General features: G+C 58.9%; 13 protein-coding genes. 9 read left to right on the top strand and 4 right to left on the bottom strand.

The features are described from left to right. Positions 1-994 precede the first annotated feature (994 nt). The 4 genes from PPP56_RS00535 to dnaX all read right to left on the bottom strand — a co-directional run bounded on the left by PPP56_RS00535 (position 995) and on the right by dnaX (position 5,900). Complete coding sequence (locus PPP56_RS00535; protein ID WP_353561690.1) at positions 995-2,194, bottom strand: saccharopine dehydrogenase family protein; 1,200 nt, start codon at positions 2,192-2,194, stop codon at positions 995-997. A 73-nt stretch (positions 2,195-2,267) separates the two neighbouring features. Next, positions 2,268-3,044, bottom strand: coding sequence for a recombination mediator RecR (locus tag PPP56_RS00530; RefSeq protein WP_353561688.1), 777 nt, complete (start codon positions 3,042-3,044; stop codon positions 2,268-2,270). 70 nt (positions 3,045-3,114) lie between these two features. Beyond that, a complete protein-coding gene (locus tag PPP56_RS00525; RefSeq protein ID WP_353561686.1) occupies positions 3,115-3,456 on the bottom strand; it encodes a YbaB/EbfC family nucleoid-associated protein in 342 nt (113 codons plus the stop codon). Between the two features lie 113 nt (positions 3,457-3,569). Further along, complete coding sequence (gene dnaX / locus PPP56_RS00520; RefSeq protein ID WP_353561684.1) at positions 3,570-5,900, bottom strand: DNA polymerase III subunit gamma/tau; 2,331 nt, start codon at positions 5,898-5,900, stop codon at positions 3,570-3,572. A gap of 316 nt (positions 5,901-6,216) precedes the next feature. Between dnaX and PPP56_RS00515 the strand changes: the two genes are divergently transcribed. From PPP56_RS00515 to PPP56_RS00475, 9 genes are all read left to right on the top strand, one after another. Next, positions 6,217-6,717 (top strand): ankyrin repeat domain-containing protein, encoded by a 501-nt coding sequence (locus PPP56_RS00515; protein ID WP_353561682.1) that lies wholly within the window; start codon positions 6,217-6,219, stop codon positions 6,715-6,717. Between the two features lie 103 nt (positions 6,718-6,820). Then, positions 6,821-7,849: a hypothetical protein gene (locus tag PPP56_RS00510; protein ID WP_353561680.1), complete on the top strand. Its 1,029-nt coding sequence runs from the start codon at positions 6,821-6,823 to the stop codon at positions 7,847-7,849. A 154-nt stretch (positions 7,850-8,003) separates the two neighbouring features. Then, positions 8,004-8,246: a 50S ribosomal protein L31 gene (rpmE, locus tag PPP56_RS00505; RefSeq protein WP_353561678.1), complete on the top strand. Its 243-nt coding sequence runs from the start codon at positions 8,004-8,006 to the stop codon at positions 8,244-8,246. 136 nt (positions 8,247-8,382) lie between these two features. After that, positions 8,383-9,729, top strand: coding sequence for a thymidine phosphorylase (locus PPP56_RS00500; protein ID WP_353561676.1), 1,347 nt, complete (start codon positions 8,383-8,385; stop codon positions 9,727-9,729). 282 nt (positions 9,730-10,011) lie between these two features. Next, the gene (locus PPP56_RS00495; RefSeq protein ID WP_353561674.1) at positions 10,012-10,806 is read left to right on the top strand and encodes a PspA/IM30 family protein; all 795 of its coding nucleotides are present in this window, start codon (positions 10,012-10,014) and stop codon (positions 10,804-10,806) included. 160 nt (positions 10,807-10,966) lie between these two features. Continuing rightward, the gene (locus tag PPP56_RS00490) at positions 10,967-11,539 is read left to right on the top strand and encodes a hypothetical protein (RefSeq protein ID WP_353561672.1); all 573 of its coding nucleotides are present in this window, start codon (positions 10,967-10,969) and stop codon (positions 11,537-11,539) included. A gap of 17 nt (positions 11,540-11,556) precedes the next feature. Further along, on the top strand, positions 11,557-12,432 hold the full coding sequence (locus PPP56_RS00485; RefSeq protein ID WP_353561670.1) for a hypothetical protein: 876 nt from the start codon (positions 11,557-11,559) through the stop codon (positions 12,430-12,432). 362 nt (positions 12,433-12,794) lie between these two features. Beyond that, positions 12,795-13,436 carry a CatA-like O-acetyltransferase gene (locus tag PPP56_RS00480; RefSeq protein WP_353561668.1) on the top strand — a complete coding sequence of 214 codons (642 nt, stop codon included), beginning with the start codon at positions 12,795-12,797 and terminating at the stop codon, positions 13,434-13,436. Between the two features lie 364 nt (positions 13,437-13,800). Then, on the top strand, positions 13,801-15,234 hold a 1,434-nt coding region (locus PPP56_RS00475; RefSeq protein WP_353561666.1), incomplete at its 3' end, for an ATP-binding protein.

Here is a 15,234-nt window from a genome sequence, read left to right as displayed (position 1 = left end):
AAAGCAATGTTGAAGTCCTGTTTAGCGATGCACGCCTGCTACTGCTCATCTGCGCGCCTGCATAGATGCCGGATACCGGCACAGCAGACAGGCAGGGGAGGGCAGATGCGTTACCAGGTAGCAGGGAGGGCGGACTAAACGGGATGGGTAAACTGCTGCTTGCCGAGCAGTTTCAGAAACACAGTAGCAGTTCGTGCCGATACAGAGCGCGGTTTAGTTTGAAGCGATAAAGAGTGGGCTTTCCTGTAGGTTTGCAGGGGATTCCGGCTGCTGATAGCGCGAAGCACACAAATAGTGCGAAGCACAAAGCAGGTTAGCACAGGTAACACAGCAAGAACAGGCCAGCGCATGACGCACAGTGGATACGTGCACTTACTGTGAGCGCACTATGGTTGCGCCGGCAAAGTCCTACGTGCATGTTATATGCAACGTAATCGAATCGGTGCTTTATCGCAAGTGAATACCGCCATTAGTGCCCAGGATGGCGCGACCGCACCCTCCTGGAAAGCCTATGGTTTTCAGGGAGGGTACGATGCGTAAGTGTTGTCAGACGTCCGTTTTGGTAAGCACCGCTCCGTTCATGGATTGTCATCTTGAGCGGAGCGAAGCGGAGTCGGATACGAGCGAAGCGACTGACGAACGCAGTGAGTAAAGATCTCCCCCGAAATGGGAAACACCATTCGGCGGCTACATGGGCCTCCTCCGTCGGCCTTCGCTCGCCATGACAGGTGGTTTGTGATTATCATCGTACAGGCTCTCACTCGCCTTGCACTCCAATATTGACACGTGACCTTACTTAGTCATATCCGGAACGCAACGCCTGAGCGCAACGCAGAAACGGGATGTAGGATGCAATGCAGGAACCCAATACCGGGATACGATCCAGGCACCTGTCTGAGAGACACTTGCCCAGATCAAGATACTCTCTGGACGCTTTTCGTGGCGGTGTGGGTTCCCGGAAAAGTCTGAGAGAGCCGAGCTACGACCGGAGCGATTAGCGGGCGGGGGCTTTGCTTGACTCTTGTTTGTCGGTGATGCGCACATGGCCATCGTGCCATGACTCTTTGATCTCCATGCCGTATGTTTTCAGGGCCTCGCAGTACTTGTCTTTCGGTACGATCGCTTCGGGCACATCGGCGCCGCCCCCCGAGATGGTTCGTCCGGCAATCATCTTGGCAACAACCACGATGGGCAAGCTGGTACAGCGCATCATTGCCGTCAGGTTATGCTCCTCGTCGTAGCGCTCTATCATCTCATAGATGAGTGTTTTGGGATCGCCATCTTTGATTCCCTGCACCATAACCCGCATGAGCACTGCATCTTCGTAGTCGCCACTGAGGCGGTCGCGCATCCGGCGCACGAGCAGGTCGCGGTATGTGAGATGGGTGCGTACGCCAATTTTACGGTCTTGCCCAAACCCGAGCCCAATTAGAAACCGCATCTGATGCACATGGCCGGGCCACCGAATGGTCTTGTGGTCGAACGACGTAAGATGCTCAGAGAGCGTATCGGTGAGCGTAGAGAGGCCCCCTTGCGTGCAGAACGCCTCCATGTTATCGAACGGCCCGTCAAAGTGGATCGTCTCGTCGTTTGTGAGAGCGTCCACCTCAACGAGTTCGCCGTCCACAATGTGTTGGGCTGGACGCGTGTAGTCATCAATGATGCGCTCGGCCGACCACGAGATGCGGAAGTTGAAGGGCGGTTCGGGATGCAGCGGCACGTCGCCCACCCGGATCGAAGCGGTTGTTGCTTCATCGAACGCCTCGATGCCACGCATTGCGAGCACGTTCACCAGGCCGGGCGCGAGGCCGCAGTTCGGTACAATCCAGACGGCTTTCTCCTGGGCTCGCTCGTCGAGGGCCAGCTCCTGCCGTACAAGGTCCTCGTTACCGCCCAGGTCGCAGAAGTTAACACCCAGGTCGAGGCAGAGCTCGGCCATGTCGGGGTTAAGCTCGGAAGGGGCGCTGCTCACCACACAGTCGCTTTCGCGAAGAATCTGAGACAGCACGCCAAGGTCGCGGGCGTCCACCTGAAACGAGCGGAGCATGCCATTGTGCTCAATCGAGCTGTGCAGATCTTGCAGCGCACGGGAGCGCGTATCACAGACCTGCACCTGGTCGACATCGTCGTGTCGGCACAGTTCGCGAACGATGGCCGCTCCAATAGCACCGGCCCCAACGACAGTAATGGTCATGATGCGAAAAGTCGAGTGGTAAAGAAACGTGTTAGGCAGGGGGATGCAGGCGTGCTGCTTCCCCCACGCAGCGTTACACCGCGCCCCGCCCCTCAAGCGCCCGGGCAAGGGTGGCTTCATCGGCATACTCCAGGTCGCCTCCGATAGGAAGTCCGCGTGCGATGCGCGTGAGCGTTACGTCGAACGGCTCCAGGAGCTGCGCAATGTAATACGCCGTCGTGTCGCCTTCCACGTTAGGGTTCACCGCCAGAATGACCTCCTTCACCGGCGTCTCGTCTTCTGAGGCGTCGGATGTCTCGGTAGATGACGCGGTGTCAGCGGACTCCGAACCGGACGGATCGGCACCGGACGGACCGGCATCGGACGGCGGGTTGGCTGCGGTGCCGTTAGAGGAGGCAGGAGCGTCTTCATCAGACGCATCTGACGCATCAGACGCCCCCGGAAACGACGGGTCGATGCGCTGCGCGAGCTCTCGAATGCGGAGATCATCGGGGCCTACTCCATCGAGCGGAGAGATAACGCCGCCCAGAACGTGGTAGAGTCCGTTATAGTCGCCGGTACGCTCAATGGCGAGCAGGTCGCTCGACTCCTCAACCACACAGATGGTAGAGCGGTCGCGCCGGTGCGAGGCACAGATCGGGCACGGGTCTTGATCGGTAACCACGAAGCAGGTGCTGCACTGCATGACCTGCTCTTTCACGTCAATGAGGGCCTGTGCAAGCGCCTCTACCTCGTCACGCGGCATCTTAAGCACGTGGTTGGTAAGGCGCTGCGCGGTTTTGCGGCCAATGGTAGGCAGCGTAGCAAACTGCTCTACCAGCGTTTCTACCGATTCGGATGTAAACTGCATGAGGCAGCCGGGGCACAAGAGAGAGGAGACGCAGGGCGTGCGCTGTTAGGAGCTGTAGGACAAACGGCGCTTACAGTCCGAGCTGGCCGAGGTCCATGCCAGGAGGCAGCATGCCGCCCATCGAGTTTTTCATTTCCTGCTGGGCCATCTCAGACGCTTCTTCAAGAGCCTTGTTGACGCCTGCAATGACGAGGTCTTCGAGAAGCTCAATGTCGTCGGGGTCAACAGCATCGGGTTCGATTTCGATGGCTGTGATTTTCTGGTTTCCGTTAGCCGTTACCTTGACCATGCCACCGCCTGCTTCGGCGGTCACTGTCTTTTTGCCGAGTTCTTCCTGGGCCTGTGACATCTTCTGCTGCATGTCCATCATCTTCTTGAACATGTCGCCCATGTTGGGTCCACCATTAGCCATAATACTGATGCTTTGCGTCAAAGAGAGTAGAGAAAAAATAAGGAAGCTGCTGCTTAAGCAACAGCAACCATGCAACGTACAAGGCAGGCTGTCGATCCACAAGCGCAGGGCGGCTACCAGACCGGCTCAGCCCCAAACATCTTGAAAAGGTCATCGAGTCCGTCATATTTCGCCCGCAGCGCCTTCATCTGTTCGCGTGGATTCATGGTTTCGGGATCGGGCTGTGCGGCTGTTTCGGGGTCGGGCCTGCGTACGTCGATCTCGATGCGGTCGATCTCGTCTTGCAGCGCGTTGGGCAGGTGCGACAGCAGCGTGCGCTGGTGGTCCATGAGGCTGTCGCGATGCAGGCGCTTGGGTACATGCAGGCGCATGGTTCCGTCGTTGAGGGCGGCAGGAGTGGCCTCGCCCAGCAGGCTCCCCACGCTCCGACGCGCTTGTTTAACGCGCTCCACGTAGTCTTCCCAGGTGCGCGACAGCTCGGCAAGCTGGGCGGTCTGGGCACGCGGCTCTGTGGCGACGCCGGTAGGGGCCCCACCCGAGAAGTGGGAGGATGAGGAAGCCGGGTCGGCATTGCGTGGCGACCCATTCCCGGGCGATCCATCGCCTGATGCCGGCGCGCTGCTATCGTCGTCGGAGAGGGCAGGCGGATTGAACAGGTCGTGGTAGCCTGTGTCATCCCCTGCTTCGTCTGCAGCACCCGCAGAGCCGCTTGAGGGCGGTGTGTCGTCTGGGGCATCCTCCGAGGCATCCTCAGAGGCGTATTCTGGGGCGTCCTCTTCTGGCGCGTCCTCTGGGGCGGCAGTCGACCCGGGCTCGTCACCAGCATCGCTGTCGGTATCGCCGTCGGTATCGCTGCTGTCGTCATCGGCGTCGGCGTTGAGCGCAGCCGGAGGGGCGGGCGGTTCGGATGCTGAAGATAGATCGGGCTCTGCGGGCGCGTCGGCGGCGCGTGCGGTGAGCGATTCGGCAGCGGGCGCGCCAGCCGTGCCAGCTGCACCGGGTGCCCCAGATGAGTCGCTGGAGTCCGCATCTGCTGGAGGAGCCGAGGAGGGCGTGTCCGATGCGCGCGGGCCTGTGCTCGACGGCGTGGAGGCGTTTTCTTTCGCCTGCGAGGCCGGGGCGTCGGAGTCAGACGAAGAAGCCGGACTGGCATCAGACGATGAAGGGGGCACGGCGTGCGCATCCCCCTGTGCCCTCTTCGGTGCTCCCTTCTGTGATTCGCCCTGTGACGATTGCTGTGGTGCAGCGGCATCGGCAGAGACCGTGGGCAGGGTGCCGTTTTCGGCGTGGGCCTGTAGCGTGCTGAGCTGGTTGAGGGCCTCTTGCAGGTCGCCGGCGCGCGAGAGGTGCGCCATGTTGAGGAGGGCGAGTTCGAGCTTGAGGCGGGGCTGGCTGCTCTGCTTGACGTCAGTTTCGGCCTCGCCGACGATCATGAGGAGGCGCAGCAGGTCGGCTTCGCTGAAGCGGTTGCTGCTTTCGACGTAGCGCGGACGGCTGGAGGCGGCGATGTCGGAGAGCGCGTCGGGGCCCAGCGTGTGCGCCACGAGCAGATGCCGGAGGTGCTCGGTGAGTCCGGCCAGGAATTCTTGCAGGTCGTAGCCCGTGCTCATTACGCGCTGCACCAGCTGCAGCACCCCGCCGCTGTCGCTGTTCGCCACGTGGTCGACCAGCTGGAAGAAGAGGTCGCGGTCGACCACGCCGAGCGCCTGGGCGAGTTCGCTGTAGGTGAGGGTGTCGCCGCAGAGCGAAACGGCCTGGTCGAAGGCAGAGAGCGCATCGCGCAGGGCGCCATCGCCTTTGCGGGCGATGAGCATGAGCGACTCTTCGTCGGCGGTGATACCTTCGTTCTCGCAGATGTGCTGCAGCCGGGTTACGATGCGAGGCACCGGGATGCGCCGAAAGTCGAACCGCTGGCAGCGCGACAGGATGGTGGGCAGCACCTTGTGCGGCTCGGTGGTGGCGAAGATGAACAGCACATGCGGCGGCGGCTCCTCAAGCGTTTTCAGCAGCGCGTTAAACGCTGCATTCGACAGCATGTGCACCTCGTCGATGATGTACACCTTCTTCTGGCTGCCCTGCGGCGGGATGCGCACCGACTCGCGCAGCTCGCGGATGTCGTCGACCTTGTTGTTCGAGGCGGCATCGATCTCGAAGATGTTGAGGCTGCGCCCCTCCTCGAACGACTTGCAGGAATCGCAGGTACGGCACGGCTCGGCGCTGTCGGGGCGCTCCTCCAGCGGCGTTTCGCAGTTGATGGCTTTGGCCAGGATGCGCGCTGCGGTGGTTTTGCCCACGCCACGCGGTCCGCTAAAGAGATACGCGTGGGCCAGCCGGTCGAGCCGGATGGCGTTTTTGAGCGTGTCAGCCACATGGTCCTGGGCTACCAGGTCGGAGAACACCGCCGGGCGGTACTTGCGGGCAGTAACAAGATAGCGGTCGGCCATAGCGTGGGCGGGGCGGCAAACAAAAGCAGCAACGAGAAGGACAGGACGGTGCAATATACGGGCTGCACAACATGCCGTCAACCCGTGTACGAGTCAATGGGGGCGGCGTTGCGCGGTGGAGGTGGATGGGTTTGCTTGCATGTCAGTCTGCGACACTTTAACTTTTTACTATTAGAGTAGTATTTGGGTTTTTGAGACTTTGCGCGTGGTTGATATGCGGTTGATAGTTTGTGTTTAAATGATTGGTCTAACTGCTGCCTCCGTTTGTGGGTGTGCCCCACCTCCCGAGGAAGCGCTTGTTGATCGGGGATATGCGTTGGAAACGCAAGACTTTTACGACGCGGCACGGCATGGGGATACGGAGGCCGTACGTCTGTTTATTGAAGCTGGTATGGACCCGAACAAACAGGCACGATACGGTTTCCCGCCTCTAATTGGTGCTTCGTACTATGGCGCTACAGAAATTGTCGATATGCTTCTTGATGCAGGAAGTAATCCCAACGTACAGGGAAATCGCGGAGAGACGGCGCTCAGATTTGCAGCCTCGGAGGGACATGACAGCATCGTGGCTTTGCTTCTGCAGTTTGGAGCTGATCCCAATATCGAGCAAAGGGAAGGGCGTACGGCACTAATGGGAGCTGCCCTTGGTGGACATGTCGATGTGATTGAGCGCTTGCTGGATGCAGGCGCAGATCCTTTAGTCCGCTCTGAAGAGGGTGAAACCGCGCGCTCTATCGCTCAGGCGCAAGGGCATAAGGAGGCAAATCGCATACTCATGTGCGCTGCGGAAGAGCAAAAGGACAATTCAGCAGGATAGACCCACTGGCGTCGCGTTTTTTTACAGTCGAATGTTGTACCACATGGCGCCTATGCCTAAAATACTACTATCGTAGTATTTTTATGAAAGCTATATAGCGATTATGCGCGTGTCAAACTTCATACTGATCGTTCTTTTCTTGTCGGGGCTCTTGGTATTCAGCGTGCACGCACAATCCATCGAGGTAGGAGATCCTCATCAAGTCTCTATTCAAGATGCAGACGCGCCGCTTGACGCGGTTCATTTCGTGCAGCCAGTGGGACAAGACTCGCTGGTCATTGCTGATGGGGCAGGGCGTCTTACGCTTTTTGTCGATGGTGCGTATGTCACCGATCTTGGTGAGCAAGGCCAGGGCCCCTGCGAGCACCAGTCGATTTTGACCACGAGTCGATACGCGTCGCTGCTTTTTGGGCTTGACCGTGGCCAACAACGGCTTTTGGCGTACGATTCTGAATCGGGCGCTTGTCTCGGCCAGATACAATCGTCAGACCTGCGGCGTGCCACGGGGCTTGCCAGCACCGAGTCGAACCTGTTTCTTACGCGGGGTCAGTACACATCGCAGACCGAGTCCGATACCCCGCTTTTCTTTCGTGTTGAGCGCGAACAGACGGTAGAGGATGGACCTGCAGAGGGGACCGTTGTGGTAGAGGCGTCGTTCACACTGGCTGATCTTGATCCGGTTTTGCTTCCTGTTCCGCTCAGTGTGCGAACGCCCGTGGAAACGCATGGGACATCGGTATATTTTGCGCTTCCGTTATCTTCGAAGATTGTTCGATATGACCGCGAAACTGAGCGCTTTTCTTCGTTTGAGATGGACCTTGCGCTTCCAACTGATGATGAGGTCGAATCGCTTGCCCCCGAAGACTTATTGCCGCTGGTAGAGAGCGACATCGAGTTCGTTGAGCACCTGCACGTCACGGATGACCATGTGGTGGTTGCTTCGCGGCGTGGAACAGGTGCTGATGGCGTATGGCGAGTGCAGGTATATGACCATGGCGGTGCAAAACAAGGTATGCAGACCTTTGAACATCAGATCGTTAGTCTCACGGAGGAATACATTGTGCAACTCGTGACAGGCGAGACCGAGGATGCGGTGTATACTGTTAGACAGGTGCCGTATGTGTTGCCATGATGATATAATCATACTCCTGCTTCTTCAGAGGACTTAGCGCACTCTTCGTGGAGTGAGATTCGAGAGCCGAAACTTTCGTGGAGATCAGACCGTGTGCATTGATCTGAACACTGTAGCTGCACCCCAGATATTGCTAAGGGCCCGTTTCAAACCCATGAAAAAAGATCTGCACCCCGAGTATACGCCGCTGACCGTCAAACTATCAGACGGCACAACCATCGAGACGCGTTCTACGCTCGACGCGGAAACGTACGAGTCGGATGTCGACTCGACCAACCACCCGTTCTACACCGGGCGTCGTCAGTTTGTCGATACTGCCGGACGCGTCGAGAAGTTTAACCGTCGCTACGGCCTTAACAAAGATACCGACAGCGACGACGCCGAAGAAGAGGCGTAACGTATTCGGGGCTACCCGATATCGGAAGGGGCGACCTGTACTGCAGGGCGCCCCTTTTCTATTTGTGCTCCGTTTGCGCTCCGTTTGTGCTCTGTGATTTTGCTTCCGTTTCCCGATTACCCACCCGCTACACCGTATGTCGACTCCGCTGAACCCCGTATCGATCATTACCCGGAAGCGTGATGGCCACGCCATAGACCCCGACGACATCGCGCGCCTTGTGGCCGCGTACACGCGCGAGGACGTGCCGGACTATCAGATGAGTGCCTTTCTGATGGCGTCGTTTCTGCAGGGGCTCAACGACGTAGAGGCGGCTGCACTGACCGATGCGATGCTGCATTCCGGTACGGTACTCGACCTGAGCGATACACCCGGCGTTAAAGTGGACAAACACTCGACCGGCGGCGTGGGCGATAAGGTGTCGCTCATTCTGGCGCCCATTGTGGCCTCGCAGGGCGTGCCCGTGCCCATGGTGTCGGGACGCGGACTGGGCCACACCGGCGGCACCCTCGACAAGCTGGAGTCCATTCCCGGCTTTCGCACCGATCTGTCGATGGAGGCGTACAAGCAGCAGCTCGAAGACATCGGCATCGTGCTGATCGGGCAGACGGAGGAGATGGCCCCTGCCGATCGCAAGCTCTACGCGCTGCGCGACGTAACAGGCACGGTGGAGTCGATCCCACTCATTGCAGCCTCCATCATGAGCAAGAAGCTGGCCGAGGGCATCGACGCGCTGGTGCTCGACGTGAAGTGCGGACGCGGGGCGTTCATGAAGACGGAGGAAGACGCTCGCACCCTTGCCGAAACGCTGGTTGCGATTGGCGAGGATCATGATACGCCCACGGTAGCACTGCTTACGGATATGAACATTCCGCTGGGCCGCGCCATCGGCAACTGGCCGGAGGTGGCAGAGAGCATCGCCTGCTTGCGTGGCGAGCACGACGAAACGGCGCTGATGGAAGTTACCTACGCGCTTGCTGGCGAGATGCTGGCGCTGGGCGGTGTGGCCGACACGCCCAAGGCAGGCCGCGAGCAGGCCCGCAACGCGGTCGGTTCGGGCGAGGCGCTCGACTGCCTGCGTACGCTCGTGGCTGCCCAGGATGGCGATACGGGCGTCATCGACGACCCGTCTACACGTCTGGGGGCCGCTCCGGTGGCAACGGTAACAGCGCCCGACGGCATGCAGGGGTACGTGACGGAGATCGACGCGCTGGCGCTGGGACATCTGGCGGTGGACCTGGGCGCCGGGCGACGCACTAAAGAAGACGATGTAGATCCGACCGCGGGGCTGACCCTCAATAAGCACGTGGGCGATGCGGTGGAGCCGGGCGATGTGCTCGCGCATCTGCATACGGCGCACACCGATCAGGTAGAAGCCTTTTCAGCGTCGGTACGCCAGGCATACACCATCGGCGACACGCCTCCCGAACGACGCTCCGCGGTGTGGGACCGCTACACGGCCTCTGGCTGGGAGCATGCGTAGCCCGGATGTCCGGTTGGTAGGCTCCATTGCGTAACAATTTATGCAGGTCGATAGTAAGTAAGGATGCATGTAGCGTCATCCGTCTGTATACTGCATGCATGAATCGAACGAAAGCTACGTGGTAAAAGCTGTGAGGACCTTCGTGCACAGCCCGTTTACGGCTTTTTGTACACAGCCTGTATACGGCCTGTATGCGACCTGTGCACGGTTTGCACACGGCCCCAGCCGCTTTTACCCCGCCTCGTGATCGCGTACGTTACATCCTAACCGGCTGCGTTACCTATGATACTCTCAATATGGGCGCGTTTTAAGCGCGCGCTTCGATCCCTTTTCGGCGGGGCCGTTTCCGCGATGGAAAACCCGCGCATGATTCTGGAACAGAACATCCGGGAGCTGAACGACCAGGTCCCCGAGATGAACGAAAACATTGCCACAGTCAAGGCGAACATGATCATGCTCCGCAAGGAAGCGGAGAAGTCGGAAGACCAGATCGACCAGCTTACCGCACGCATCAAAAGCGCCATTCAGTCTGATCGGGAAGACATCGCGCGCAAGTATGCGATGCGTCTCGAAAAGGAAAAAGAGAGCCTGGAGCGCACGAACCAGCAGCTTCAGCATGCCGAGAAGGCCTATGAGAAGGCGCTGAAAGTTAAGAAGGCGTTCATGCGCGAGAAAGAGAAAAAGATTCAGGAAGCGCAGGACGCGCTGCGCGCCCACGAGCAGGCCAAGTGGCAGTCCGAGATCGCCGACACGCTGGAACAGTTTGAGGTGTCGGGGCTCGACCAGACGCACGATGAGATGGTGCGTAAGCTCAACCGGGAGACCGCAGAAAACGAGGCCCGCATGGAGCTGGCGCTCGACTCGGTCGATTCTGAGTCGCTCCAGATTGAAGAAGACGCCGAGGAGATGCGGGCGGCCGAGCTGGTCAATCAGTTCAAGATGGAAATGGGCGGAGAAAGCTCTTCCGCACGCGACAGCGAAAGCGCATCCGAAGAAACGATCGACCTGCCCGACGAGATCGAGGAAGAAGCCCCGCAAAAGACCATCGGAAAGAAACAGCGTACGCAGTCGGAGTAGCTGCGCCCGCGCCGACGCGTTTCGGTGTAGAACGCCGTACGAAAGATAAATCTTTCCAGAGACAAACGGGGCCTCTGAAACGAAACAAGCTCCAACACAGGCCCCGATCCCCGAAATTACGGTCGACACTGTTTACCCGTTCGTGCTACCCGTTCGTGCTATGACCGACGATGAGTTTCAGCGCATCAAGGAAGCGGAAAAGCAGCGCCTGCGTGCCCGGCGCACGCTAAAGGCGCTGAAGCAGGCCCTCGCCGAGCAGCGCGCCGGAGCGCAGGGCACGGTAGACCGCATGACCGGTCGCATCAAGCAGCTGTTCGATGCGCACCGCGACGCCCTGAACGCGTTGCAGTGGGATACGGCCCGCATCCGCGCACGCCTCGACTTGATTCGCGACACCCTCACGCAGCCGTCCGATGCCGATCTGGGGGCCTCGGTGTCTGCGCATCGCACTACACGGCAAAACGACACGCGCCAGGATGAAGCCGCTGACCGAGCTGCCGAACCGGGCGCACCTGCGTCCGACCCCGATGTAGACTGGCGCATCCTGCAGGCCGAGAAGCTGGTCGATGAGATGCGTGCGCAGTTGGATGCGAACGCCCCGCCTCCATCGCGAAACGATGCCGCATCCCCCGAAACGCAGGCCGGCAACCCGGCGTCCAAAAAGGACACTGAAGACGACCCGCCGACCGATTCGCTTCCCGACAAGACCATCGGGCGCATCCCGCGTTCTTGATTGCCGCCCCGTACCCTATGGACGAACCCAACTACACGCAAGCCGCCTTCCTGCACCCGTGGAATCTGATCTTTCTCACGGTGGGGCTGAGCATTGCCGTTGGGGTAGGAATAGCTACGGGCCTGTCTGCCTGGCTGCTGGTCGGGTTCGTGCTGGCCGCCGAGCTCATCATTCTGGGTGCATTTCCGCGTAACGAGCGCTTTCAGCGTGTGGTGCGGGCCAACCACCGGGCCGAGAAGATGAAGCCGCCCACGAAAGAAGAGAAATACAAAAACCTGACGCGCCGGCAGCAGCGCCGGTACGCCCGGCTGCGCAAGCTCTGCTCCGAGATCGAGTCGAACTACGCAAGCCTCAACAGCGCCTCGCAGAAGCTGGTGCAGCGCACCATGCGCAAGCTCGACACCATTCTGGATTCGTACCTCGACCTGCTCTACCAGCGCGACCGCTACCACGAAACCCTCGACAGCGCCACCGAAAATAGCATCCGTACGTCTATCGATACGCTCAAAGACAAGCTCGACGACCTGCCCGACCGGGTTCGCTCTGTGAAGGAACGCCGCCTCAAGGTGCTAAAGCGCCGCCTTGCGCGCTTCCAGCAGGCCCGAGAAAATCTGGAGGTGATCGAGGCGCAGCTGCAGACCGTCGAAGACGTCACGAAGTACATCCACGAGCAGTCGTGGACGCTCCAAAATCCGAGCGAGATTACGCATCAGCTCGATGCGCTCTTCAACGAGGTGGAGCAGGCGCAGGAGCACGTGCGGGAGATCGAGGACGTGTTCAGCGACTCGAAGGATCTGCTCGACGATGACGTCGACGCCTGGATGGATGAGGACGTGTCGCGCTCCTCCGATGCCTCGGGCACCCGCTCGTCGCGCACGCAGACTGGCGCGTAGCGACAAAGGGGGATGTGCGTCCATAAGGATAATGGAAACGTGCACACCGCGTTAAGTGTGCTCACACGTCCGTTTTGGGTAAGCCCTGCTCCGTTCATGCACTGTCATCTTGAGCGGAGCGAAGCGGAGTCGGACACGAGCGCAGCGAGATCCCGGATCAGGTCCGGGACAGGCGAGCGTAGCGAATAAAGATCTCCCTCGAAATGGGCAGGGCTGCTGGGGGGCGTAGCTGCTGAACCCCGGGGAGATGGTTCGACGGCGCCACCTGAATGCGCGCCACGTCCGAATAGCCTGCGCCTCCAGTCTGGCCGTATGCTCGCGATTTCTCCCCTTACCCACCCCCATCCCCCTCGTCTACCTCAATGGCCTACCTTGACCTCTCTGCCTGGCCGCGCCGGGCGCACTTTGACTTCTACCGCGCCTTCGACATGCCCATGTTTACGGTCGATGTGCAGGTTGATGTAGCCGCCCTCAAAGCCTGGACCGACCGGCACGGGGCGTCGTTTTTTCTGGCTACGCTCTACCTCTCGCAGCGAGCGGTGCATGCCGTAGAGCCGTTTCGGTACCGGCTGCGCGACGACCGCGTGTGGGTGCACGACACCGTGCAGGCAGGCGCCACCGTACTCCGCGACGACGATACCTTTGCCTTCGCCTACTTCGACAACGCCCCCACCTTTGCCGACTTCCAGCGCGCTGGACGGTCGGTTATTGCGGATGCGCGCGCCTCGACCGGACTCGCCCCTCAGAGCGGCCGCGACGATCTGATTCACTACTCGGTATTGCCCTGGCTGCACTTCACGAGCATCCATAACCCGCGTAGCGGCGCCCCCTCAGACGCCATCCCCAAGATCGTATTTGGGCAGTACCGGCCTGATGGCAACCGCCTTGCCATGCCCGTTTCTGTAACGGCCCACCACGGCCTAATGGACGGGCTGCACGTGGGGCGCTACGTCGAGGCGCTAAGCACGTACGTAGCGACCCCGACACGCGGGCTCTCGGTGTAGCAGCAGGTGCTATATATGCAGCCTGATGCAGCTTTTGTAAATATTGTGCGTTATAGTTCAGTCCTCAGATTGCGTGAAGGTTGCATTCGGCATGTGCGGAGTTTGTATTATATCCATATAACAAAAAGTAAATGTTTACCTCTCACACCCATATCCCTTTTCTATGCCTGATCTGCAACTATATCTAAAGCATTGGGGGATGATAACCCTTGTTGGCTGCGCACTCCTGTGCCCAGTCCCTCTTATATCGCAGTTGTCCGGACCAGCTGGATACGATCTACACACCAGTACCGACCCATATGTAAGCCACCAGGGCGATCGTGAAGGTCGGGTAACATGGTCCACGGTGGCTCCGGTCCGACTTATGCCAACCCGCCTCGCTTCGGATGTCCGTGCGGTGCCTGATCCTATGGGTGGAGCCCACGAAGTGAGAAGCGAGGAAGAGGCAGCCACCGGGCGCTGGGGGCAACCCTACCTGTACAGTTCTTGGTGGTTTTATGGGATCGTGGTGTTCCTATCACTTGCTGTTCTGGCGGGCGCGTTTTGGATATGGATTGTCATGCATCGCAAACGCAAAGCAGAACTAAGACGCGTCGTGCAAGAACGAACCGAGGAGCTGCATCGCGAAAAGCAGAAGACGAAAGAGGCGCTCGCGCTTGCACAAGACCAGGCTGAGCGCTTAAAGCGGATTGATGATTCCAAGTCCAGGTTTTTTGCACGCATCAGCCATGAGTTTCGGACGCCTCTGACGCTTACATTGGGCCCTGTTGACTATGTGCTGAAAAGCAGTGACCTTGCGCTGCCTCCGAACGAGCGGGAGCAGTTGCGCATTGCCCAGCGCAATGCGATGCGCCTGGCTCGTCTGGTCAATCAATTGCATGACCTTGCCAAGCTCGAAACGGGTGCGATGGCTATTCATCCTGAACAGCGTGATATTGTAGCATTCGTGGCAAGCAGCGTATCGACGTTTCAGGGGCTCGCTGATCAGCGCGATATAACATTAACATTCGATTCCGACTCGGAGGCACAGCCCTTTGTCTTCGATTCGACGAAACTTGAAAAGGTTATTGCCAATCTGCTTATCAATGCCTTTCAGGCCACTGAATCAGGAGATCATATTCGAGTGACGCTTCAGACGCGGGACAGCGAATTCTCAGAGGGATCTTGTGAACGCGTTACAATCACTGTAGAGGATACCGTCGCGGGCATACCTGCGGGCCAACGAGCATATCTACAGGCAGCCTTTCAAGACAGTGATACCGATGAATGGGATCATGAAGGCGGGTTTATGGGAACCGGTCTAACCCTGGTTAATGAACTCGTGACACTACACGGTGGCAACGTCCGACTTCAGAGTCATGAAGACATGGGCACGACTTTCACCATTTCTATTCTGAGGCAAGAGATTGATGATGGAGGTTTGCCCGACACATCGCCCGGCAGTTCAGAGGTAGGCGGGCGCCCTCTACGACTTGCTAAACGTTTTCTCTCACTTGAGGACGGCGGACCTGCGGAGGATAAAAGTGACCTACATGAACGAGATCAAACCACGGTGCTCATTGCTGATGACAACCCTGATTTTCGGTCGTATCTGCGATGGCATTTAGAGCCTACATATCGTGTGGTAGAAGCTGAAAATGGAACCGCAGCCTACCAGACTGCACGCTCAATTCTTCCAGATATTGCACTTGTAGACATTATATGCCAATCAGGGGTAGAAAAAACCATGTCGCCGCAGGCGGCTTGGAAGGGAGATGGACCAACACCTTCCCACACAAGCAGCCCTTGGCGACATGGA

Origin of the sequence: Longimonas sp., assembly GCF_040409695.1 — a bacterium.
Lineage (GTDB): Bacteria > Bacteroidota > Rhodothermia > Rhodothermales > Salinibacteraceae > Longimonas.
This window is presented reverse-complemented; position numbering and strand designations above follow the sequence as displayed.

Excerpts from the sequence above, each read along its gene's own strand:
- PPP56_RS00535 (WP_353561690.1), bottom strand. The coding sequence starts at position 2,194 with ATGACCATTACTGTCGTTGGGGCCGGTGCTATTGGAGCGGCCATCGTT.
- PPP56_RS00530 (WP_353561688.1), bottom strand. The coding sequence starts at position 3,044 with ATGCAGTTTACATCCGAATCGGTAGAAACGCTGGTAGAGCAGTTTGCT.
- PPP56_RS00525 (WP_353561686.1), bottom strand. The coding sequence starts at position 3,456 with ATGGCTAATGGTGGACCCAACATGGGCGACATGTTCAAGAAGATGATG.
- dnaX (WP_353561684.1), bottom strand. The coding sequence starts at position 5,900 with ATGGCCGACCGCTATCTTGTTACTGCCCGCAAGTACCGCCCGGCGGTG.
- PPP56_RS00510 (WP_353561680.1), top strand. The coding sequence starts at position 6,821 with ATGCGCGTGTCAAACTTCATACTGATCGTTCTTTTCTTGTCGGGGCTC.
- rpmE (WP_353561678.1), top strand. The coding sequence starts at position 8,004 with ATGAAAAAAGATCTGCACCCCGAGTATACGCCGCTGACCGTCAAACTA.
- PPP56_RS00500 (WP_353561676.1), top strand. The coding sequence starts at position 8,383 with ATGTCGACTCCGCTGAACCCCGTATCGATCATTACCCGGAAGCGTGAT.
- PPP56_RS00495 (WP_353561674.1), top strand. The coding sequence starts at position 10,012 with ATGATACTCTCAATATGGGCGCGTTTTAAGCGCGCGCTTCGATCCCTT.
- PPP56_RS00490 (WP_353561672.1), top strand. The coding sequence starts at position 10,967 with ATGACCGACGATGAGTTTCAGCGCATCAAGGAAGCGGAAAAGCAGCGC.
- PPP56_RS00485 (WP_353561670.1), top strand. The coding sequence starts at position 11,557 with ATGGACGAACCCAACTACACGCAAGCCGCCTTCCTGCACCCGTGGAAT.
- PPP56_RS00480 (WP_353561668.1), top strand. The coding sequence starts at position 12,795 with ATGGCCTACCTTGACCTCTCTGCCTGGCCGCGCCGGGCGCACTTTGAC.